Raw genomic sequence first — 22,545 nt, 5'->3', positions numbered from 1 at the left:
CACATGAGCCAGGCCATGCATCTCAGCGATTTGGCAACACCCCAGTTCCGCCACGATCCCTATCCGACCTACGCACGCCTGCGCGAAGAAGGCCCACTGGTGCAGGTGGCGGACGGGCGGCTGATGTCCGGCCGCTACGCCGTGGTCGATCGCCTGCTCAGCGACCGACGGGTCGGCCGCGACTATCTGCAGAGCGTTCGTCTGCGCTACGGCGAGGCGGCGGTGCACCTGCCGCTGTTCCAGGGCATGAGCCGCATGTTCCTGCTGCTCAATCCGCCGCTGCACACGCAGTTGCGCGGACTGATGACGCAGGCCTTCGGTGCGCGGCAGATGGAGTCCATGCGTGAGGTAGCCAGCGATACCGCCGCCGGGTTGATCGACGCTTTCCAGGCCAACGGCCACTGCGATCTGCTGGCCGAGTTCGCGTTCCCGCTGCCGATCGCCATCATCTGCCGGATGCTGGATATCGATGCAGCCGATGTCACCGCGCTGAGTCACGCGACCAGCGCGCTGGCGAAAGTCTTCGATCCGATGATGACGGCGGAAGAACTGCAGGCCACCAGCGTTGCGTACGACCAGCTGGCAACATATTTCCACGGCGTGATCGCGCAACGTCGCAGCGCTGGCGGCGACGATCTGATCGCGCGCTTCATCCAGGCCGAGGACAACGGCCGCCGCCTGAGCGAGGAGGAGATCGTCTCCAACGTGATCCTGCTGTTCTTTGCCGGCCACGAAACCACCTCCAACATGATCTGCAATGCGCTGGTCGCGCTGCATCGGCATCCGCAGCAATTGCGCCTGCTGCAGGAAACCCCGGGCCTGCTGCCCAATGCAGTGCTCGAATGCATGCGCTACGACAGCTCGGTGCAGATGGCCACGCGCACCGCCTTGCAGGATTTCGAGATCGAGGGCGTGGCGGTTCCCCGGGGCGCCATGCTGTATCTGATGCTGGGCGCGGCCAATCACGACACGCTGCAGTTCACCGACCCGCAGGTGCTGGATATCCGCCGCCAGCAGGGCCGCGCGCTGTCGCTCGGTGGTGGTATCCACCACTGCCTGGGCAACCGGCTGGCCATGATCGAAGTGGAAGCCGCGCTGGCCTGCCTGCTTGCGCGTCTGCCGGCGCTTCGGTTGGAGCAGCTGGACACGCTGAGCTGGAACGACCGCGCCAACCTGCGCGGTGTCGACACGCTGCTCGCCTCCTGGTGAGCCGCGGCCAGGCAGTGCAGTGGCGTGACCTGCCGGGACGGCATCGCAGCGGCAATCACTGCGCTGGCGATCGTCGCGGCAGATGACGCACGGCCGCGGCACCCGAATCGAGATGCCCACAACGACAAACACCGCCGATCACGCGGCGGTGTTTGCGGATACACATGCGCGGATCGGCAGGTTCGCTCGAGCCGGCCGATCAGAAGCGGTAGGTCACCCGGCCGTACCAGTAGCGACCGTTGAAGCCGAACGGCGACAACGAGGAATACTGCAGACCGCTGGCGCGATCGTCGTAGCCGGTGGTCAGCTGTGCCTTGGTCGGATACTGGTTGGTGACGTTGTCGGCACCCACGGTGAAGGTCAGCGCCTGCCAGGTGTAGTTGGCCGCCAGATTGAGGATCCAGCGCGCCGAATAGGTCTGGTCCTGGCTGCCGTCGGCCGGATCGCCGATGCGCTTGATCGCGCCATAGCGGGTGGCATTGCCGTTGAGCGAGAAGCCGCCCAAGGTCCAGTCCGCTGCCAGCATGTACTTGGTGCGTGGCGTGGATTCGGTCAACAGGCCCTGGCTGGCACGTCCGAAGTTCGGATTGGACAGCTCCAGGATCTTGGTCTTGTTGTAATTGGCGCTGGCGCTCAGGTTGAGGCTGCCGCCGGCACCGAGATCGGCCCGATAGCTGTTCACCCAGTCGACGCCGCGCGTGCGGCTGGTGGCGCCGTTGACGAAGAATTGCACCGCACCCACCTGGCCGATCGGCTGGGCGAGTTGGATCTGGTCCGAATACAGGATCTGGTCCCAGATGCGGATCTGGTACACGTCCAGCGTCGAGGTGAAGTTGGCGGTCGGCTGCCAGACGCTGCCGATCCCGTAGTTGGTGGACTTTTCCGGGCTCAGCGGGCGCGCGCCCAGCTGCACGGCGATCGGGTCGGAAGTGCGATAGGTGCCGACCTGGATCAGCTGCCCGTCCTGCGGCAGGGTCACCACCGAGGCGTAGTTCTGCTGCGCCAGCGAGGGCGCACGGAAGCCGTTGGAAACCGTGGCACGCATGGAGAACGTATCGGTGAACGCATAGCGTGCCGACAGCTTGCCCGAGCGGGTGGAACCGGCATCGCTGTAGTTCTCGTAACGCCCGGCGATGCCACCGGACAGCTTGTCGGTCAGGTCCGCTTCCAGCGCTGCATAGGCCGCGTTGCTGTGACGGCCGAACTTGCCCGCTACCGAGGGCTCCAGACCGGAGAACACCTGCGCACCGCCGGGGTACGGGGTTCCGGTCTCCGGGTTGATGGTGTCGGGGTCGAAGAAATACGACGCCGGCGAGCCGGCGACGATCTCGTAGCGGTCCTGGCGATGTTCCACACCGAAGGCCAGATTGACCGGATAGGCCAGGCCCCAATCGAAGGACTTGTTGAAGTCGGCGTTGAGCGTGCCTTGTTCGGTTTCGAAACCACCGGAATTGAAGTTCGTCGGCGAGCTGCCCGTGCTCCAGTACAGATTGGTGTTGATGCTGTTGAGGATGTTGAAGGTCATGTCGTTCTTGCCATAGGTGGCCGACACGTCCCAATGCCAGTCGCTGGCCGTGGTGCCCTTGACGCCGAGCACCGCCGAGCGGTCGTTGATCGGGTTGTAGATCTGCGGCAGGAAGCCGTTGGGATACACCGCCTGCACGTTGCGGTCGGTGTTGTCGTAGGCACGGTAGTAGCCGTTGGAGGTCACTTCGCGGCGGCTCACGCTCAGATGGCCATACAGCTCGACATTGGGCGTGAAGTCATAGCCGAACGCGACCAGGCCCTGGTAGAACCTGGCATCCGGATCGCCATGGCGCTGGTAGGGCACGCCGCTGGGATTGGCGGCGCCGGCAAGCGTGGTGGCGCGATTGGTGTTCTCGCTGCGGTTGGTGTCCATCGAATTCTGGTAATTCCACGACAGCCGCACCCAGCCAGGCGCGGTGTCGCCGCTGGTGGCGCCGAACGGCAAGCCGACCGAGCCGTCGACGCCGTTCTGTGCGCCGTCGCCCTTGTCCATGATGCCGCCATTGACCGAAATGCTGTTGCTGCCGGCCGCGGCGCCATGCTTGAGCACGATGTTGACCACGCCGGCGATCGCGTCGGAGCCGTATTGCGCCGACGCGCCATCGCGCAGCACCTCGATGCGGGCGATCGCCGACATCGGCAGCGAGTTGAGATCGGCCGGCGCCGAACCACGACCGACATAGGGGTTGTAGTTCACCAGCGAGGAGGTGTGATAGCGCTTGCCGTCGACCAGCACCAGCACGTTGTCCGGCGACAGCCCGCGCAGCGTGGCGGGACGGGCGGCGTCGTTGCCGTCGGCGATGGCCGGGCGCGGGAAGTTCAGCGACGGCAATAGCTTGCCGAGCGCGGTGGCGACATCGGTGGCGCCGGTGGCCTGCAGGGACTCCTCGGAGATGATGTCGATCGGCGATTCGGATTCGGCCACGGTCCTGTCGCTGACGCGCGTACCGGTGACGATCAGGGTGTCGAGGGTTTTCTGCGGCTGGGTCGATTGCGACTGCGCACTGGCAGCGAAGGAACAGACGGTGAGTGCGACTGAAATCGCCAGCGAGAGTGCGTTGGAGTTGTGCATGGGAGTCAAGGCTCGAAAGGAGTGATGGACGTAGCGACGAAGCACCGTAAATACCGGGGGAATGCAACTGCGAACGGGTAATCGGCCATGCCTGCGCGCCGCATGCGTCCGCAGGACGGAGCAGTGCGCACGAGTGCAGCAACCGGCAATGCGCGGTGTGGCGCCTTGCGCGCTTTGCTGCGCGCATCCTTGCTGAAGCGGTGCAACGTGCAGCGGAAAGCGTCTAACCTGGCCACCTCATGTGTGCGAGGGTGGCCAGGGACGGTGACGTCGGCGACACGTCGAACATGCAGTGCCGCGCGACTCAAATGCCGGCCGTGACCGACCGGCATTTGGGAGTTACCACTTGTAGTTCACGTTTGCATAGACCAGCGCGCCGTTGAAACCGAACGGCGAGGCGCTGCTGTAGGGCAGGTAAGTGCGCGTGCCCAAGCCGGCTTGCTGGCGGTCCGGATATTCGTTGAGCACGTTGTCGCCACCAATGGTGAAATTCCACGCGCCCAACTTGTAGGACGCGGCCAGATCCAGCGTCCACTTGGCCGCGTAGGTCTGGTCGCTGCCGGCGTTGGTGCCGAACGTACTGAACTCGCCCCAGCGCGTGGCGGTGCCGGTGAACGACCAGTTGCCCGGCGACCAGGTCCCGCCGAGGAAGAACTTGTCGCGCGGCGTGCCTTCGGTGATACGGCCGATTTCGGCGCGACCGATGCGCACCGCACTCGGATCGATCGCCATCAGCGCTGCCGGGTTGTCGGCGATGCGTTTGATTTCGGTCTTGTTGTAGTTGTAGCCGGAGGTCAGCTCTGCGCTGCCGCCATCCAGGTTCCAGCGATAGGTGCCGACCGCATCGACGCCTTGCGTCTTGGTGTCTACCGCATTGGTGAAGTAACGCCCGCCACCGATGCCCGGGAACCCATTGGCCTGCAGGTAGTTGCGGACCGCAGTCGAGGTGAGGTTTTCAGACAGCACGATACGGTCGTCGATATCGATGCGATACGCATCCACCGTGATGTACAGATTCTCCACCGGCTGCAGCACCACGCCCAAGCCGTAATTCTTGGACTCTTCGGCCTTGAGCGGTTCGGCACCGAGCGCGATCGCGGCAGGGTTGTCGGTACGGAAGGTGCCGATCTCGAACGGAATCGCGGTCACCGTGCCGTTGGGCTGCGCCACGTTGAGGAACTGGGTGGCGATCGACTGGAAGTTCTGCTGCTGCAGCGACGGCGCGCGGAAGCCGGTGGATGCAGTCGCACGCACCGCCACCTTGTCGGTAAAGGCATAGCGCAGCGACAGCTTGCCGGTGGCGGTGTCGCCGAAGTCGCTGTACTTCTCGTAGCGCCCGGCCAGCCCGGCCGAGAACTTCTCGGTCAAATCGGTTTCCAGATCGGCGTAGAACGAATGACTGTTGCGGTTGTAGTAACCGGCATCGGAGGGCTTGAAGCCTGGAAACACCTGCGCGCCGGGAATCAACGACCCGTTGGCCGAGGGAATACCGCCGTTGGCCGAGGAAGCCGCATCGCCAGGCGATTCGTTGAATTTCTCGCCGCGCCATTCGGCACCGAAGGCCAGCGTCAGCGGATAGGCCAGGCCCCAATCCAGCGTCTTGGTGAAATCGGCATTGAGTACGTTCTGCGTCACTTCCAGCGTACCGGCGTGGAAGTCGGTCGGGCTGGCCAGCCCCAAGCTGTTGTTCAAGCTGTTGCGCACATCGAAGGTGAGATTGTTCTGGCCGTAGTTGTAGCTCAGATCGATGTTCAAGCCCCCTTCGGTGGAGGTCTTCAAGCCGCCTACCCACGAGACGTCCTTGCTGACGTTGTAGATCTGCGGCAGGAAGCCGTCCGGATAGATTTCCGGGCGGTTGCGATTATCACCGGCAAAGCGGAAATAGCCGTTGGACAGCACTTCGCGCCGGCTCACCATGCCGAACGAATAGAACGTGAGGTAATCGGTGGGGCTGTATTCGCCGTTGAACGAGAGCGCGCCCTGGTCGATGTCGGGGTCGCCATAACGCTGCTCCACACGGCCCTGGAACGGCAACGCGCGGTTGGTCTGATCCGAGTGCCCGGCCTGTGCGGCCAGGTGCACCTTGCCGGTGCCGGCGAAGCTGAAACCGGCATCGCCGGACAGTTGGTACTGCTCGCCGTCGCCAGCGCTGTACTTGCCGTAGCGGCCATTGATGCTGCCGCCTTCGCCGCTGCCCTTGAGCACGACATTGATCACGCCGGCGATGGCGTCCGAGCCGTATTGCGCAGACGCACCATCGCGCAGCACTTCGATGCGCTCCACCGCGGCGATCGGGATGGTGTTGAGGTCTGCCGGCGAAGAGCCACGCCCCTGGGTATCGTTGAGATTGATCAACGCCGTGCTGTGATAGCGCTTGCCGTTGACCAGCACCAGCACCTGATCGGGCGACAGGCCGCGCAACTGTGCCGGGCGCACCGCGTCGGAGCCGTCGGAGATGGCCGGGCGCGGAAAATTGAGCGAGGGAATCGCGCGTGAGAGCGCGGTCGCCAATTCGGTGGTGCCGGTCGATTCCAGTGCCTGCGGCGAGATGATGTCGATCGGCGATGCCGATTCGGCGACCGTGCGATCGGCCACACGCGTGCCGGTCACGATCAGGGTGTCCAGTGTTTTCTGGGCCGGCGCCTGCGATTGCGCAGACGCGGTTGAAGCGGAAAACGACAGTGCAAGAACAACGGCGACTGCGAGTGGACTGGTCTTGCAATTCATGCGGTGACAACTCCGAGTGGGGAACGGATGCATCGCAGGGGCCCCCTCCCGGGCCGCGTCCATCGCGGCAGCTGCGGTGCGTTCTCAACCATTAACCACGTGTAACCGCATGTCAAATTTTGGTTACGTTGCGCAAGCAACTGTCATCTCTGACGTGCTACTGGCAACGTTGTCATCGTGCACCAAAGTGATGCGACGCCTGCACCAGACCTGCTGGGGCAGGCGCTCGCTTGCACCATAGTGGACGGCAATACCAGTTATGAAACTTGTGCATCAGAATGTGATCTGCACCGCATCAGCACTGCGTTGCGCAACACCATGGAAGACCGCTTCGATGTTGTTGCCGTCCGGATCGAGCACGAACGCGGCGTAGTACTGCGGGTGATAGGGGCGCAGGCCGGGCGCACCATTGTCGCGACCACCATGGGCGAGCGCCGCTTGATGGAAGGCATGCACCATTGCCACATCGCGTGCCTGAAATGCCAGGTGGTGGCGGCCGGTGAGCACGCCCTGTGCCACCGTGTCGCGGTCGGAAACGAATAATTCGTCGGCCCAGAAGAACCCATCGCCTTCGCCGCCGACCGGAATCCCAAGAACGTCCAGCACAGCCTGGTAGAAGCGCCGGCTGGCCGGCAGGTCCTGCACCACCAGGTGCAGATGGTCGATCAAGCGTCCGCGCGACAGCTGCGATGTTTCCATGGAGCGTGCTCCGGCAATGACGGGAGCACCGTTGATACCACCGCAGCTGCCGGCAGGTCTTCACCTCGCAGCGATACGGTGCGCACAGTGGCGACCAACGCGTCGCGCGTAGTCCGTCAGGTGCGCGCCGACGGCGACACCAACCGCAGTGCACACAGAGTCGATGCCGCGGCCGCGTCCGCCTGGTGCCGGCAGCGAGTTTGTGTGCCGTTCCAAAAAGACCTTAGGCAGATGCGCACACGCCCCGGGCTGGCCGGGGCGCGTGGTCGACCCTGGATGTCGAAGGATGCAATGGCGACACGCCATGCATGCAGCGAAGTTGCATTTGCTGATCACAGCAAATGCGGCGGATGTCTCGCGCTGATCGCGAGATGGCCGATCGCATCGCCCGCCTCACGATCACAAAGACAACCTCGGCTGCTCAAGCGCAGCGCTTACCAGCGGTAGTTGATGCGCCCATACACGTACGCACCATTGAAGCCGAACGGCGACAGATTGCTGTACGGGAATTGTCCGCTGGTGGAATTGGCGAAGTTGTTTTCGTCCGGGTATTGATCCAGCACATTGTCTGCGCCCAGCGTCAGCGTCCAGCGATCGATCTTGTAGCTGGCCGATGCATCCACCACCCACTTGGCGCCGAAGGTCTGGTCGTTGCTCGCGTCCGCTGGGCGGGTGCTGTACTTGCCATAGCGCGTGGCCCCCAGGGCCAGCGTCCAGTGTTCGGAGTTCCAGCTGCCGTTGATCAGGAACTTGTCGCGCGGGAAGCCTGCTTCGATGCGGCCACGCTCGGTGCGGTCGATGCGCTCCAGGCTCAGCCCGTTGGCCGACAACGCGGCCGGGTTGGCGGCCACGCTGCGCACTTCGGTTTCCGAATAGTTATACCCGGCAGTCAGGTCCACGCTGCTGGCGGCCAGCTGCCAGCGGTAGCTGCCCACCACGTCCACGCCGCGCGTACGCGTATCCACCGCATTGGTGAAGTAACGCCCGCCATTGATGCCGAAGATGCCCTGCGACTCCAACAGATTGCGCACGCCCGCGCCGGTCAGGTTGGACGACAGCACGATACGGTCGTCCACATCGATCTGGTACGCATCCACGGTGAGGTAGAGCGCATCAGTGGGCTGCAGCACAAGGCCCAGGCTGTAGGACAGCGAGGTTTCCGCATCCAGCGGCTCGGCGCCGAGCGCGCGCGCCACGGTGCTGTCGGCGGGGAAGGTGCGAATCTCGAACGGGTTCGGGTTGCCGGCCAGGAAGGTGGTGCTGGTGGACTGGAAATACTGCTGCGCCAGCGACGGCGCGCGGAAGCCCGAGGACACCGTGCCGCGCAATGCGATCCTGTCGGTGAACGCATAGCGCGCGGAGAACTTGCCCGAGGCCTGGCTGCCGAAATCGCTGTAGTCCTCGTAGCGGCCGGCCAGGCCGGCAGAGAACTTGTCGGTGAAGTCGGCTTCGATGTCGGCGTACAACGCGTAGCTGTCGCGCGAGTAGCGGCCCGACACGCTAGGAGCGAAGCCGCCGAATCCCTGCGCGCCACCGGCCAGCGTGCCGGCCTGGAAATACGAGCCCACTTCGCCCGGCGACTGGTTCCACTTTTCGTTGCGGTATTCGGCGCCGAAGGCCACCGTCACCGGATACGCCAGGCCCCAATCGAAGCCGCGCTTGACGTCCAGGTTGACGATGTTCTGCGTAGTTTCCAGCGCGCCGTCGTAGAACGCCGTGGGCGAGGTCGGCCCCAGGCTGACGTTGAGCGTATTGCGGGTGTGGAAATCGATGCGGTTGTAGCCGTAGTTGTAGCTGGCGTCCCAGTCCCAACCGCTGGCAGTGGAGCCGCGCACGCCGGCCACCAGCGAACGGTCCTTGGCGTAAGTCTGGATTTCCGGCAGGAAGCCCTGCGGATACACCGACAGGATGTTCTGGCTGCTGCCCGGCGCGCGGAAGAACGCGAACGAGGTGATGTCGCGGTTACTGGCGGTGGCGAACGCATAGCCGGTGATGCTGTCGCTGAAGGCGAATTCGGTATTGGCCGAGACCGCCTGCGCATTGACCTCCGGGTCGCCGATCTTGAACGCCTTCTGGCCGACTGCCGGCTGCGAGACGCTGGGCGCGCCGGCGTAGGCGCGTGCACGGTCGGTCGGGTCCTGCTGGTTGAGCTGGGCGGCCACGTGCAGCCAGCCGCGATCGCCGCCATAGGCCACGCCGGTGTCGCCGGAGAGCTCGTAGTTGTTGCCGTCGCCAGCCGAATACTGGCCGAAGCCGGCTTGCAGGCTGCCGCCCTTTTCTGCGCCCTTGAGCACGATGTTGACCACGCCGGCAATGGCGTCGGAGCCGTACTGCGCCGAGGCGCCGTCGCGCAGCACTTCCACCCGCGCGATGGCCGCGACCGGGATGGTGTTCAGATCCACCGCCGCCGCGCCACGACCGATGGTGCCGTTGAGGTTGAGCAGCGAGGAGGTGTGGCGGCGCTTGCCATTGACCAGCACCAGCACCTGATCCGGCGACAGGCCGCGCAGCTGCGCGGGACGGATCGCGCTGGTGCCGTCGCTCAGGGCAGGGCGCGGGAAGTTCAGCGATGGCAGGGCGCGCGCCAGTGCGGTGGCCAGTTCCGGGGTGCCGGTGGCTTGCAGCGATTCGGCGCTGATGATGTCGATCGGCGACTGCGACTCGGCCACGGTGCGGTCCGATACGCGGGTACCGGTGACGATGACCGTATCCAGGGTGTTGGCCGGGGCGGTCGCCGGGGCGGCGGTCTGGGCCAGGGCGGGTGAAGCAAGCAGTGCAGCGACCACGGCGGTCGCAAGCGCGGAAAGGGGGGCGTTCATGACAACTCCGAAACGTGGGTCCAGGCAGGACCAGGCAAGGCTAGGCAGGCGGCGGTCGCGGGAGGGCGAACAAGACGGCGGCCACGCTGAAGGCGCTAATTATTCGTTAACGCTAGAATGGCGTCGCAGGAATGCTGCTCATCTGCTCATTCCTTTTCGTTCTATCGGACTGTCCATCAATGATTTCCCTGCGTAACTTCTCCATGCGACGCGGCGAGCGTCTGCTGCTCTCCAACGTCGACCTGACCATGCACGCCGGCTACCGCGTCGGTGTGGTGGGCCCTAACGGCACCGGCAAGTCCAGCCTGTTCGCTGCGGTGAAGGGCGAGCTGGAGGCCGACAAGGGCGATGTCGATCTGCCCGGCAAGGTGCGCACGGCCAGCGTGTCGCAGGAAACTCCCTCGCTGCCCGACCCGGCGCTGTCGTTCGTACTGGGCGGGGACATCGAGGTGTCTGCGGTACTGCAGGAAGAAGCCGCAGCTACCGCGCGCGAGGACTGGGAGGCAGTGGCCAACGCACATCAGAAGATGGCCGAGATCGGCGCCTACGACGCCGAAGCGCGCGCCGGCAAGTTGCTGCATGGCCTTGGGTTTCCGGCAGACACGCACCATCGCGCGGTGTCGTCGTTTTCCGGCGGCTGGCGCGTGCGGCTGAATCTGGCGCGCGCGCTGATGATGCCCAGCGACCTGCTGCTGCTCGACGAGCCGACCAACCACCTGGACATGGATGCGGTGCTGTGGCTGGAGCAGTGGTTGCTCAAGTACCCGGGCACGCTGCTGCTGATTTCGCACGACCGCGAATTTCTCGACAACGTGGCCACCCACACCCTCCACCTGCACGGCGGCACCGCCAAGCTGTATGTCGGCGGCTACACCGATTTCGAACGCCAGCGCATCGAGCACCTGCGCCAGCAGCAGATCGCGCACGAGAAGGAACAGGCCGAGCGCGCGCATCTGCAGAGCTTCATCGACCGCTTCAAGGCGCAGGCCAGCAAGGCGACCCAGGCGCAGAGCCGTATGAAGCGGCTGGCCAAGATGGCCGGTACCGAGGCGGTGCGTGCCGAGCGCGAGTTCCGCATCCAGTTCGCGCAGCCCAGCCGGCTGCCGTTCTCGCTGATCCGGCTCAATCACGTGGAAGCCGGCTATGCCGCTGCGCCGCGGGAATCGGGAATCGGGAATGGGGAATCGCAAAAGCGTGGTTCCAGCGATGCCATTACCGTGCTGCATGATGTCGGATTCGGGCTAGAGGCGGGTGACCGGATTGGTTTGCTTGGGCCCAATGGCGCAGGTAAGTCCACCCTGGTCAAGACCTTGGTGGGCGAACTGGCACCGCTGGCAGGCGAGCGCAGCGCGCATCCGGATTTGCGCATCGGCTACTTCGCCCAGCACACGGTGGAGTCGCTGCACGAAGGCCAGTCGCCGATGGACCATTTCCGTGAGTTGTCGCCGGATGGTTCCAACCAGGCGTTCCGCGACTTTTTGGGGAAATGGAATTTTGCCGGCGACCGCGCCTTCGAAGTGGTGGATGGTTTCTCCGGCGGCGAGCGCGCGCGCCTGGCGCTGGCGTTGATCGCCTGGCAGCAGCCGAACGTGCTGCTGCTGGACGAACCGACCAACCACTTGGACCTGGAAATGCGCGAAGCGCTGGCCGAGGCGTTGAGCGATTTCGAAGGGGCCATCGTGATGGTCTCGCACGATCGCCATCTGATCGGCCTGGTCTGCGACAGTTTCTGGCGCGTGGCCGATGGCGTGGTCGAGCCGTTCGCCGGCGATCTGGACGAATACGCCGCCTGGTTGCGGAGCCGCCCGGCCGCGCAGGGGACCAAGCAGAAGATGGCCGAGGCGGCGCCGACCCCGCCACCGCCGACCAAGCCGCTGCCGCCGAAAAAAGCCGTCAACCCGCACAAGCTGGCCAGTGCCGAAAAGCGCGTCGGCGAGCTGGAAGCGGCGCTCGCTGCGCTGGATCGCGAGCTGGCCAATCCCGGCAACTACGCCGACAGCGAAAAGATGGCGGTGCTCGGACGCGACCGCGAAGCAACCGCGCAGCAGCTGGCTGAAGCCGAGACCGCATGGATGGAGTTGATCGACGGTGCGTAAGCGTCACTGACAAAAACGCCTGCGCAACCGTACGATGGCGTGTCAGATGGTCGTTGCGAGATGTACCAGGCGTACATCGCGGTTGCCGCGCCTGGTCTACACCTAGCGGCTGCCTGCGCGCTGCGTCGTGTTGGCCACGATGAAAGCGCGTGGGTTACGCTGCGCGTTGAGCCACACACGGATGTCGCGCGCATGATCAGCGTCACCATCAGTCTGGAAGACCATCTGGCCGCGCAGCGCTTGCATGCGCGTCACGATGCGAAACGCCTGCTCGTGTTTCTGGCAGTCCTGCTGTTGATCGAGCTGCTGCACCTGAGCGGCGCGAGCGAGATCATCGGCCCGGTGCTGATCGGCGGCGGTGGCGGTGGGTTGCTCGGCCTGGTGGCGTTGCACGTGTGGGGCCTGCCGCGGCGGATCAAACGCCTGCATGCGCAGCAGGCCTCGCTGCGGCATACCTACACCTACGCATGGGACGAAAACGGTCTGGAAGTCACCTGGGCGGACGGGCATTTCCGCCGGCCCTGGACCGATTACATCCGCGTCCGCGAGAACGACCGGGTGCTGTTGCTGTACCACAACGACCGGCTGTTCGAGCTGTTCTGCCCGCACTGGTTCGCCGACAGGGCGCAGTTCGAGGCGTTTCGCCAGTTGGCCTTGCGGGTGGGAAAGACATCCAAGGCGCTCTGAGAGTGGCAGCGCTGCTCAGCTGCTGACGTGCTGTTGGGCCAGTAGCCAATCGCGCAACCGGCGCCCGGCATCGCTTTGCGGCCGCGACCGTAGCCGCGTCAGCCAGTAGCGCCCGGCGTCGATGGTGATCGGGAACGGGCAGACCAGGCGCCCGGCATCCAGGTCCTGGCGAAACATCGGCAACGGCAACAACGCCACGCCGGCGCCGGCTGCCGCTGCGCTGGCCAGGGTAAGCGACGAATCGAACATGCTGCCGCGCGCAGGCACCTCCGTCGCACGCGCCGCGCGGAACCACTGCGGCCACTCATCCAGGCGATACGAGCGCAATAGCGGCACACGCGCCAGATCCTCCGGCACGCGCAAGCCGCGCGCCATTGCCGGCGCGCACACCGGCGCGAAGGGCGCTTCCATCACGGCTTCGGCAACCTGGCCCTGCCAATCGCCATCGCCGAAGCGGATGGCCAGATCCAGGCCCTCTCCGGCCAGGTCGACGCGGTTGTTGTGGGTGGACAGGCGCAGTTCGATATCCGCGTGCGTTGCATGAAATGCAGCCAGCCGTGGCAACAGCCAGCCGGTGGCGAAGGTGCCGACCACGCCCACGCTGAGCACCTCGCGGTAACGGCCATCGGCAAAGCGTTCCAAGGTGGCGGCGATGCGGTCGAAGGCCTCGCCGAGCACCGGCGCCAGCGCGGCGCCTTCGTCGGTCAGCGCTACACCGCGCGGCAGGCGGTGAAACAGGCTGGTGCCCAACTGCTGCTCCAGCGCCTTGATCTGGTGACTCAGCGCGGCCTGGCTGACGCATAGCTCATTGGCCGCGCGGGTCAGATTCTGATGGCGCGCGGCGGCTTCGAACGCGCGCAGGGCATTGAGCGGCAGGCGGGGGCGGGGCATGGGTAGAGATTAGTTCAATTCATGCCTGAGATCGAAACATCGCGATGGTCGGCTGCATCCTGCGCATCGATACTGCGGGCTCTCTCAAGGAGGCAACCGCATGTTGAATCGGCGACAGTTCCTGCACGCAACCGGCGCTGGCGTGCTGCTTGCAGCGTCCAGACCCGCATGGGCACTCACCCCCGCGGTAAACGTGGACGACATGCTGCGGGCACAGTGGGCGCAGATCGAACGTGGCACCGGAGGCCGGCTGGGCATCTGCCTGCTCGACAGCGCCACCGGCAAGCGCCTCGGGCAGCGCGAGGACGAGCGCTTTCCAATGTGCAGCACCTTCAAATTTGTATTGGCTGCCGCGGTGCTGCGGCGGGTGGACCAGGGCAAGCTGACGCTGGCGCAGCAGGTCAGGATCCGTGCCTCCGACATGCTGGAGCATGCCCCGGTGACCGAACGCCATGTCGGCGGTTCGCTCAGTGTTGGCGAGCTCTGCCGGGCCACGATGATTTATAGCGACAACCCGGCCGCCAATCTGCTGTTCCCGCTGGTCGGCGAACCGGCCGGGGTGACTGCGTTCCTGCGCGGTATCGGCGATGCCCAGACCCGCACCGACCGCTACGAGCCGCAGATGAACCGGTTCGCCGACGGCGACCCCCGCGACACCACCACGCCTGCGGCAATGGCCGCCACGCTGCGCACGCTGCTGCTTGGCGACGCGCTGCAGCCAGCCTCGCGCAAGCAGCTGACCGACTGGATGATCGACAATCGCACCGGCGACGATTGCCTGCGTGCGGGGCTCACGGCCGGCTGGAAGATCGGCGACAAGACCGGCAGCAACGGCACCGACACGCGCAACGACATCGCCATCCTCTGGCCACCGAAGGGAAGCGCGCCCCTGTTGCTGACCACGTACTTGAACGGTGCCAAGGTCGACGACGCGGCACGCGATGCGGCGCTGAAGGCGGTGGCGGTCGCGGTGCGCGAGAGCATCGCGGCGTGAGTGCGAGGTCCGGTGTCTCACGCGCGTCATTCGCGCATGAGTTCACGACGTGCTTTCTGTTTCTTCAACCCTTCAAGGTCCAATCGTGCAAATCAGGTCGTGTCATGGGTGGATGGCAGTTGCGCTGCTGCTTGTGCATGGGCTCGCACCGGCGCGCGCCTGGCAGCCAGCGCCTGGTCAGGTCGAAATACCGCTTTGGCCGCGCGCGGTGCCTGATGCGGTGCGCCACCCGAAGCCCGAATCAGTGGGCACCGGCGAGGGGCGTTACCCATGGACCAAGGTCAGCGATGTCAGCCGCCCGACGATGACGGTATACAAGCCCAAGGCTCACAACACCGGCGCGGCGGTGCTGGTGTTCCCGGGCGGTGGTTATCAAGTCCTGGCCATGGATCTGGAAGGGACCCAAATCTGCGACTGGCTGACCGCGCGCGGTATCACCTGTGTGCTGTTGAAATACCGTGTACCGAACTCGGGGCCGACCTGGGTCAACGACCGCCGCTATTACCCGAAGGTGCAAACAGCCCTGCAGGATGCCCAACGAGCGTTGGGGATGGTGCGCGAGCAGACGGACCAGTTAGCCGTGGATCCGCACAAGATCGGTGTGCTCGGCTTTTCTGCCGGTGGTCACCTGGTGGCCGCGATCAGTACGCATTTTGCAGCGCGCACGTATCTGCCGGTGGATGCCGCCGATCGCGTGAGCTGTCGCCCGGATTTCGCCATTGCCGTGTATCCGGGCCATTTGTGGGCGCACGAGGACGAGGATGACGCCACCCGCGATCCCACCCACCTGGACCTGCGCCCGGACATTCGCGTCGTCGCCGATACCCCGCCGACCTTCCTGTTGCAGGCGCAAGACGATCACGTGGACGGCGTTTCGCAGGTGCTGGCGTACTACGTCGCGCTCAACCATGCCGACGTGCCGGTGGAAATGCATGTGTACGCCCAGGGTGGCCATGCCTTCGGTCTGCGCGCCAAAGGGCTGCCGATCGCGCAGTGGCCGCAGTTGGTGGAAACCTGGTTGCACACGATCGGCGTGCTTGATGCGACTGGCGCGCGCTGAGTGTGACTGTGCGCAAGCCTGCTGATCAGGCAGCCCCATGTGTACGCAGCGCATACCGCCGCTGCAAGACTTGGAACGGCCATCAAAAACCGAGCGAACAGTCGCCAGGAGGGTCTGAGGCAGCGCGCTTAAAACTGCGGTGTAAGAGTGGGAGATTCCGCGTCGAGGATCGGCCGCGCCCATCCGGCGGTGAGCGCTGTGGTCTTGTTAGCCACGCTTAGCCGAGTGCGCCGATCGAGACAGGCATGTCCTGCTGCAATCGCGCCGGCCCACCCATGGCCGGGTCGCTGACGCTGTCTGCACCGGTTTCGATGCGCCCGGCCAGATGCTGGGCCGCGCTGTCGTGGTGCACCCACAGGTCGTACCAGCCGCCGGTTGCTGCCGCCTTCCAGCGCCGTTGCACGGTGGTGTCGGGTGCAAGACTCAGGCGCTCGCGCGGCTGTGCGGCTGTATATGCACCTGGCTGCAGCTCAATCTGCACGGCAATGTTGCCGCTATGACGTAGCGATAGCAGCACGCAAGTGCAATCGTTCGGATCCTGCGTGATCTCGGCCAGCAGCGGCGCTGCATCGAGGTCGCCGCGGTAATGGCGATGGAAGCCGTTGGGACCGAGCAGCCACAGGTCGTAGCGGCCGTCGTAGGTGGTCCACGTGCCGTCCACGATGGCGTCGTTTCCCACTGTGTAGCGGCGTGGAATTGCCGCTAGATCGAAGCGGTCGTAGACATGCAGCACCGCCGCCGCGCCCGCATTGGCCATGCGGAGCGTCACTTCGCCGCGCTCGGGCAGGTGGGCCAGCTCCACGCTGGGACGATATGGCAGCCCACGCGAGCGGCGCACGCCGAACGGTTGTTCGGGCGGCTGCAACGTGGCCGGCAACGGCGGCAGTGCGTGTTCGCGCAAGGCGGCCGCGCGCGTAGCGGTTGCACCGACATCCGGCAGCGCGGCGACGAACGCGCGCGCATCGGCCTGGCGGAAATCGAAGGCATTGGTCAAATCGCCGCACACTGCACGCCGCCAGGGCGTGATTTCCGGCGCGGGCACGCCGAAGCGGCGTTCGAGCAGGCGCAGCACCGAGGTGTGGTCGTACACCTGCGAATCCACCCAGCCGCCGCGGCTCCATGGCGAGACCACATACATCGGCACGCGCGGGCCAAGCCCATAGGGCCGCCCGCGTAGCTCGGGAAGATCCACGTTCTGCTCGCCCGGCGCCGGGTGGCGGTGATAGTCATCGTCGGTGGCCAGCGTCGATGCGCCGGCAAACCCGCCCGTTGCGTGTGCATCCGGCGACGGCGGTGCGGGCGGCGGCAGATGGTCGAAGAAGCCGTCGTTCTCGTCGAACATCACCAGCAAGGCGGTGCGACTCCACACCGCCGGATCGGCAGTGAGCGCATCCAGCACGCGTGCGGTGTAGGCCGCGCCCTGGGCGGGGCTGGACGGATCCGGATGCTCGCTGCCGGCCGCGTCGGCAATGATGTAGCTCACTGCAGGCAGGCGCCCGCCCAGTACGTCCTGGCGCAACTGCGCGAGACCGCGCGTGCTCACGCCACGCGCGCGCAATTGCGGATCATGTCCGGGCGCGGCGCTGTACGCCTGTCGAAATGCCGCAAAGCCGGCCAGCGGGTTGTCGGTGAAGTTGTCTGCCATGTCCTGATAGATCTGCCAGGACACACCGGCGTTCTGCAGGGCTTGCACGTAGGTGCCCCAACGATACGGCTCGGCAAAGCCGCCCAGTTCCGCAAAGTTGTCGTGCGAATTGCCGATCACCGGGCCGCCTGCGCGCGCCTGCGGATCGTTGCCGCCGGTCCACAGGAACACGCGATTGGAATTGGTGCCGGTCTGGATCGCAGCGTGGTACGCATCGCAGATGGTGAAGGCGTCGGCCAGCGCGTACTGAAACGGAATGTCCGCGCGCGTGTAATAGCCCAGTGCATGATTGTGCTTGGCGGCAGCCCAGTGCCCGAGCCGTCCATGGTCCCAGGCCTGTTGTGCATCCGGCCAGCTATGCGGGGTGCCCTTGACACGCATGAAGCCGAACTGCGCGGCCGTGTCCAACGCGAATGGCGTCAACCACTGGCGGCCGTCCTCGCTGGGTTGCAGCCACACCGTGCGCGCCGGTGCGCCCGGCAAGGGGGGCGCAGGGATCGGGAAACGGTCGCCGAAACCCCGCACGCCGGGCAGCGCGCCGAAGTAATGATCGAACGCGCGGTTTTCCTGCATCAGGATCACCACATGCCGAAGGTCCTCCAGCGTGCCGCTGCGCCGGTCCGGCGCGATGGCTGCGGCGCGCGCGATGCTGGGCAGCAACGCGGCCGCGCCGCTGGTGAGGCCGGCTTGCAGCAGGCGGCGTCGGGGCAGATCGATCATGTGGGCTCATCGCATCGGAAGGACTGCCCGCGCCGGTGCCTGGTGCGGGCATCGCATAGCATGGCAGTTCGCCGTTACAGGTCCAGCGTCAGGGTCAGGCCGACGGTGCGCGGGGCGGCAATGAAGGCACTGTCGCTACCGTCCACACCTTCCAGATAGCGCTTGTCGGTGAGGTTGCTGACGTTGAGCGCGAGCTGCAGGCCTTTGAGCTGCGAGGTCAGTTGCGAAAGTTCCACACCCAGATTGGCATCGAAGGTGGTCACGCCATCGAGTGCGGCGCGGTTGGATGCGTCTAGGTAGCGCTTGCCCAGGTAGCGTCCGGACACACCGAAGCGCCATGCCTGGCCGCGCCAGTCGGCCGACACCACCAGCGTATTGCGCGGTTGGCCGATCACCTGCGCACCGGGCGTGATCTCCAAGGCGGTATCGCGCGCGGCATCGCCGCTGCCGAGATAATCGGCCTTGTTGTAGGTGTAGGCGCCATTGATGCGCCAGCCGTTGTCCCAGCCGTAGCCCAGCGCTGCTTCCACGCCGCGCGCATGCACACCGCCGAAGTTTTCGTACACGCCATCGGTTTCGCCCAGGTAGTCGATACCGGTGACGAAGTTGGCCGGCACGTACACGATGCGGTTGTCGAAGCGGATGTCGTACAGCGTGACGCTGCCGGTCAACGGCCAGCGGCTGACACGCAGGCCGAGTTCGATGTTGTCGGCGGTTTCCGGTTTCACCCTACTCAGCGCCACCGGGTCGGTTTCGCCCAGCACGCCGGACGCAATCGCGGCGAAGTTCTGCGAGTAGCCGGCAAAGGCCTCCAGGCCCTGCACCGGTGTGGTCCAGGTCAGGCCGGCCGACAGCAGCGGGTCGGACCGCGAATCCGATTGCACATGCTGCGCATCGCCGATGCGGCGGTCGCGGGTCTGGTCGACAAAGAACTGCTTGACGCCCACGCGCCATGCGAATGCGCCGTAACGCATCACGTCTTCGACGTAATACATCTGCTCGTCGGTCTGGTAGTTGTCCTTGAACTGCACCCAGTACGGCTGATGATCGAAGCTGATGTTGGTGCCGACGTTGAGCAGGCGGTGCCAGTCGCGGGTGACGCTGCGTTCAACGCGTTCCAGCCAGGCACCGGCACGCACGGTGTTGTCGATGGCGCCGAGATCGGTGCGCCATTCCACATCGGCCATCGCGCCGGCGCGGTGATTGTCGTAGTGGCTATGTCGATACGATTGCACCGGCACCGAACCGGCCGGATAGCAGGCCGGATTGGATTCGGCCGGCACCGCGTCGCTGCCGGCGCAACCGGCCAACATGGTGGTAGCCGCGCCGCCGGGGGTGAGGTAATACAGTTTGCCCAGATCGCTGCCGCCATACACGGTGTTGCCGCCACGCGCTTCGGATTCGGGTGCGCCGGCGCCATCGTTGCTGACATCCACCAGATACGGCGGAATCCAGTCGCCGCGCCCCTGCATGCGGTGCGCATAGCCGGTCAGCGTGGTCTTGAAACCATTGCCGCCATCCAAGGCGCCACGCAGGTAGCCGAACGTATTCTTGCGCAAGGCACGCGAGCCGGAGCGGTAGTTCTGGTCCAGGTACGGAATGCCGGTGAGCGTGCCGGTCAACAGGTCGTGCTCCGGGTCGCGCGCGAATTGCTCCGGGGTCACGCTGGTGTATTCGGATTCGTCGGCATCGTCGTAGGATGCGTATCCGCTGAGCGTCCACTGATTCAGCACGCTGACGAATTTGCCGGCCAGGTGATCGCGGCTGGTGTGCCCGCTGCCGTCGATCCAGTCGTCATTGCGTGCCGACGAGCCACTGACCCAGGCACGCGTATTGCCGCCGATTAGGCCGGTGTCGTAGCGCGCGTAGTACTTGCGCGCCTGGTTATCGCCAATGCCGCCGATCACGCGCACACGCTGCGTTTCCAGCGGTTCGCTGGTGAGGTAATTCAAGGTGCCGCCCAGGGCTTCGTTGGAGCGCGAGGCGATGTCGGCGGTGCCCTGGCTCACTTCCACCGTTTCCAGATCCGGCATGTCGATAAAGCGATTGGCCTTGGAGCCGCCGCCGTATGCCGAGCCGCCATTGGGTACGCCGTCGATGGTGGTGCCGATCTGCTGCGTGTCGCGATTGCTGACGAAGCCGCGCATGCTGATCTGCGTGCCCCAATCCGAGGAGCCGAAGGCATCGCCTTCGGTCACCACCACGCCGGGCAGTTCGTTGAGCGCATCGTTGACGCTGCCGAGCACGAACTGGCGGTCCAGCATCTCCTTGCTGACGGTGGTCTTGGAATAGGTCATTGCCTGGCCGACCACCTGCACCTGATCCAGCGTCGATACTTGCTCGTCGGTGACGGCCGGGTCGGACGTTGCGCCGTCGGGAACCTGCTGTGCATACGCCGGTAGGGTGAGCGGAACCAGCAGTAACGCCAGCGTGGCAGGACGGCGCACGCGCAAGGAGGACATCGAATCCATTGAAATCCACAGCGGGGTAGGGGGTCTGGAAAGACTGCCGCGCTTGCGTTGCGTGATCATGACCGCGCTACAGGCGAGGTCGCGATCACGCGCCGGATGTATGCAGCCTCATAGCCAGAGCGAAGACTTGGTTAGCTTGTTTAGCTTGGTTAGCGGCGTTCGGATGCTTCCAGCCGAGCTGACGAGATCTTGGGCCAAGCGGGATGTGGGTTGGTCAACGGGCTGGGTCAAACGCGGAGTCGGTCGATAGCGCGATGCCTCACCGCTTCTGGACACGCCGTGAGCCCATCCCTTGGGGACTCGATGGCGGCATCCATGCCGCCATCGGTCCCGCAATCGGCGAAGCCACCGCACCAGGCAGCGAGCGAAGTTTCGAGATCCAGCACAACCGCGCTGGCCGCAGTCGCAGGTGTGCAGTCCGCTGATCGAATTGTTCGACCATCCTAAAGCCAGCGCGAGAGAGCACGGTCAGCGTTACTTGGTTCGCGGTGGCGTTTCGGTCTGCTGTGTTTCCGGCATCAACTCCAGTGCCGACGGCGTGGTGCGCAGCATCGGGCGGAAGGCGATCGGATGGGGGCGGCGGCGGGTGAAGCGCAGCAGCCGCGACAACGTGAAGCCCGCCAGGGCCAACAACATCACCGCGAAATACACCGGCAACGCGGCCGGGCCGAACTTCTGCATTGCGCCGCCGGCCAATGCAGGGCCGATCGCCGCACCCACGCCATGCACCAGCAACAAGCTGCTGCTGCCGGAAAGCAGGTCTTCGCGCGGCAGGTAATCGAGCATGTGCGCCACCGCGAACGGGTACAGCGAAAACGCCAACCCGCCATAGACGAAGAACAGCACGAACAACACGGTGGTCTGTGTCTGCACCATCGGCAACGCGGCAGCGGTCGCGATGCCGGCGGCCAGCACGCTCACGGTCACCAGGCCGATGCGGCGGTCATGCCCGTCGCTGATGCGCCCGATCGGCCACTGCAGCACCGCACCGCCCACGATGGCGGTGAGCATGAACATCGCCACGCCGTCGGAATCCAGCCCGATGCGGTTGGCATATACCGGCAGCAAGCCCCAGAACGCACCCATCGCCAGGCCGGAAAGGCCGGCGCCAATCGTGGCCACCGGCGCCAGGGCATACAGCGTGACCAACCGCAGGCGCGATACATGCGGCACCTCGGGCGGGATCAGCCGCGTGGTCATCACCGGCATCACCGCTGCACAGAACAGGATCGCCGTCAGCGTGAACATCGCCGGTGCGCCTGCATCGCCGATGGTGAGCAGGACCTGGCCCAGTGCCAGCGCCGACAGATTGATCGCCATGTAGACCGAAAACACCCGGCTGCGCCGGCGCGCGTCGGGCTCGGCGTTGAGCCAGCTTTCGATCACGGTGTACAGGCCGACCAACGCCACGCCGGTCACCAGGCGCAGCACGCCCCAGCCCCAGGCGTTCAACCAGATCGGATGCAGCAACACCGCAATGGCTGCCAGCGCCGCATAAAACGCAAACGCGCGGATATGCCCGATGCGGCGAATCAGCGGCGGTGCAAAGAAGGTGCCCAGAAAGAAGCCGGCGAAGTAGCCGGACATGATCAACCCCAACGCCCGCGCATCGAAGCCGGCCTGATCGCCACGCACGGCGAGCAGCGTGCCGAGCAACCCGCTACCGGTGAGTAGCAGGGCAACGCCCAGCAATAAGGCAGTCAACCGCAACATGGATGCGGCCCTCGTGGGGGAAAAGGCGCGTCGATCACGTGTTCGAGTGTAACAGCCTGGTCGGTGCGGCTCGATCGGCGCCGTTGGCGCGTGCGCGTTTTTCGGCGATTGTGCGTGAGGATGTGATTGCCGCGGGGGGTGTTTTGCGATTGCTCGCGCGTTGCGTTGCTTGGATACGCAACCCATGCATGTGTCGATCGCATGGCGTGCACGCA

Annotated in this window: 13 protein-coding genes; 5 read left to right on the top strand and 8 right to left on the bottom strand. The window is 65.2% G+C overall.

Annotated elements, in window-relative coordinates; all coding sequences use genetic code 11:
* Positions 1-15 precede the first annotated feature (15 nt).
* Positions 16-1,209 (top strand): cytochrome P450, encoded by a 1,194-nt coding sequence (locus tag ACCQ15_RS15795; RefSeq protein WP_127167267.1) that lies wholly within the window; start codon positions 16-18, stop codon positions 1,207-1,209.
* 199 nt (positions 1,210-1,408) lie between these two features.
* Here ACCQ15_RS15795 and ACCQ15_RS15790 read toward each other — a convergent pair whose 3' ends face one another.
* From ACCQ15_RS15790 to ACCQ15_RS15775, 4 genes are all read right to left on the bottom strand, one after another.
* On the bottom strand, positions 1,409-3,808 hold the full coding sequence (locus tag ACCQ15_RS15790) for a TonB-dependent receptor plug domain-containing protein (protein ID WP_029820026.1): 2,400 nt from the start codon (positions 3,806-3,808) through the stop codon (positions 1,409-1,411).
* 339 nt (positions 3,809-4,147) lie between these two features.
* Positions 4,148-6,535, bottom strand: coding sequence for a TonB-dependent receptor plug domain-containing protein (locus ACCQ15_RS15785; protein ID WP_372380771.1), 2,388 nt, complete (start codon positions 6,533-6,535; stop codon positions 4,148-4,150).
* Positions 6,536-6,808: 273 nt separating this feature from the next.
* Positions 6,809-7,234, bottom strand: a complete 426-nt coding sequence (locus tag ACCQ15_RS15780) for a VOC family protein (protein WP_008571081.1) — start codon at positions 7,232-7,234, stop codon at positions 6,809-6,811.
* A gap of 434 nt (positions 7,235-7,668) precedes the next feature.
* Positions 7,669-10,053, bottom strand: a complete 2,385-nt coding sequence (locus tag ACCQ15_RS15775; protein WP_372380770.1) for a TonB-dependent receptor plug domain-containing protein — start codon at positions 10,051-10,053, stop codon at positions 7,669-7,671.
* 179 nt (positions 10,054-10,232) lie between these two features.
* Here ACCQ15_RS15775 and ACCQ15_RS15770 point away from each other — a divergent pair, with 179 nt between their 5' ends.
* Both ACCQ15_RS15770 and ACCQ15_RS15765 read left to right on the top strand, forming a co-directional pair.
* Entirely contained in the window at positions 10,233-12,149 is a 1,917-nt protein-coding gene (locus ACCQ15_RS15770) for an ABC-F family ATP-binding cassette domain-containing protein (RefSeq protein WP_372380769.1), read from the top strand.
* A gap of 192 nt (positions 12,150-12,341) precedes the next feature.
* Positions 12,342-12,836 carry a YcxB family protein gene (locus tag ACCQ15_RS15765; protein ID WP_372380768.1) on the top strand — a complete coding sequence of 165 codons (495 nt, stop codon included), beginning with the start codon at positions 12,342-12,344 and terminating at the stop codon, positions 12,834-12,836.
* 15 nt (positions 12,837-12,851) lie between these two features.
* On the opposite strand, the gene ampR is transcribed toward ACCQ15_RS15765, so the two are convergent.
* On the bottom strand, positions 12,852-13,727 hold the full coding sequence (gene ampR, locus ACCQ15_RS15760) for a LysR family transcriptional regulator AmpR (protein WP_008578086.1): 876 nt from the start codon (positions 13,725-13,727) through the stop codon (positions 12,852-12,854).
* Positions 13,728-13,827: 100 nt separating this feature from the next.
* Between ampR and bla the strand changes: the two genes are divergently transcribed.
* Together bla and ACCQ15_RS15750 are read left to right on the top strand one after the other, a co-directional pair.
* On the top strand, positions 13,828-14,721 hold the full coding sequence (gene bla / locus ACCQ15_RS15755) for a class A beta-lactamase (protein ID WP_014090815.1): 894 nt from the start codon (positions 13,828-13,830) through the stop codon (positions 14,719-14,721).
* Between the two features lie 112 nt (positions 14,722-14,833).
* Positions 14,834-15,781, top strand: a complete 948-nt coding sequence (locus tag ACCQ15_RS15750) for an alpha/beta hydrolase (RefSeq protein ID WP_372381572.1) — start codon at positions 14,834-14,836, stop codon at positions 15,779-15,781.
* Positions 15,782-15,998: 217 nt separating this feature from the next.
* On the opposite strand, the gene ACCQ15_RS15745 is transcribed toward ACCQ15_RS15750, so the two are convergent.
* From ACCQ15_RS15745 to ACCQ15_RS15735, 3 genes are all read right to left on the bottom strand, one after another.
* Entirely contained in the window at positions 15,999-18,146 is a 2,148-nt protein-coding gene (locus tag ACCQ15_RS15745; protein ID WP_122272446.1) for a phosphocholine-specific phospholipase C, read from the bottom strand.
* A 74-nt stretch (positions 18,147-18,220) separates the two neighbouring features.
* Positions 18,221-20,677, bottom strand: a complete 2,457-nt coding sequence (locus ACCQ15_RS15740) for a TonB-dependent receptor domain-containing protein (protein WP_372380767.1) — start codon at positions 20,675-20,677, stop codon at positions 18,221-18,223.
* A gap of 414 nt (positions 20,678-21,091) precedes the next feature.
* Positions 21,092-22,330 carry an MFS transporter gene (locus tag ACCQ15_RS15735; protein WP_303401156.1) on the bottom strand — a complete coding sequence of 413 codons (1,239 nt, stop codon included), beginning with the start codon at positions 22,328-22,330 and terminating at the stop codon, positions 21,092-21,094.
* Positions 22,331-22,545 lie beyond the last annotated feature (215 nt).

The organism is Xanthomonas sp. NCPPB 1754 (assembly GCF_041475725.2).
GTDB lineage: Bacteria > Pseudomonadota > Gammaproteobacteria > Xanthomonadales > Xanthomonadaceae > Xanthomonas > Xanthomonas euvesicatoria.
The sequence above is the reverse complement of the archived record's forward strand: the minus strand, read 5'-3'. Positions and strand labels throughout refer to the sequence as shown.

Excerpts from the sequence above, each read along its gene's own strand:
- ACCQ15_RS15735 (WP_303401156.1), bottom strand. The coding sequence starts at position 22,330 with ATGTTGCGGTTGACTGCCTTATTGCTGGGCGTTGCCCTGCTACTCACC.
- ACCQ15_RS15765 (WP_372380768.1), top strand. The coding sequence starts at position 12,342 with ATGATCAGCGTCACCATCAGTCTGGAAGACCATCTGGCCGCGCAGCGC.
- ACCQ15_RS15775 (WP_372380770.1), bottom strand. The coding sequence starts at position 10,053 with ATGAACGCCCCCCTTTCCGCGCTTGCGACCGCCGTGGTCGCTGCACTG.
- ACCQ15_RS15740 (WP_372380767.1), bottom strand. The coding sequence starts at position 20,677 with ATGATCACGCAACGCAAGCGCGGCAGTCTTTCCAGACCCCCTACCCCG.
- ACCQ15_RS15745 (WP_122272446.1), bottom strand. The coding sequence starts at position 18,146 with ATGATCGATCTGCCCCGACGCCGCCTGCTGCAAGCCGGCCTCACCAGC.
- ACCQ15_RS15790 (WP_029820026.1), bottom strand. The coding sequence starts at position 3,808 with ATGCACAACTCCAACGCACTCTCGCTGGCGATTTCAGTCGCACTCACC.
- ampR (WP_008578086.1), bottom strand. The coding sequence starts at position 13,727 with ATGCCCCGCCCCCGCCTGCCGCTCAATGCCCTGCGCGCGTTCGAAGCC.
- ACCQ15_RS15795 (WP_127167267.1), top strand. The coding sequence starts at position 16 with ATGCATCTCAGCGATTTGGCAACACCCCAGTTCCGCCACGATCCCTAT.
- ACCQ15_RS15770 (WP_372380769.1), top strand. The coding sequence starts at position 10,233 with ATGATTTCCCTGCGTAACTTCTCCATGCGACGCGGCGAGCGTCTGCTG.
- ACCQ15_RS15780 (WP_008571081.1), bottom strand. The coding sequence starts at position 7,234 with ATGGAAACATCGCAGCTGTCGCGCGGACGCTTGATCGACCATCTGCAC.
- bla (WP_014090815.1), top strand. The coding sequence starts at position 13,828 with ATGTTGAATCGGCGACAGTTCCTGCACGCAACCGGCGCTGGCGTGCTG.
- ACCQ15_RS15785 (WP_372380771.1), bottom strand. The coding sequence starts at position 6,535 with ATGAATTGCAAGACCAGTCCACTCGCAGTCGCCGTTGTTCTTGCACTG.
- ACCQ15_RS15750 (WP_372381572.1), top strand. The coding sequence starts at position 14,834 with ATGGCAGTTGCGCTGCTGCTTGTGCATGGGCTCGCACCGGCGCGCGCC.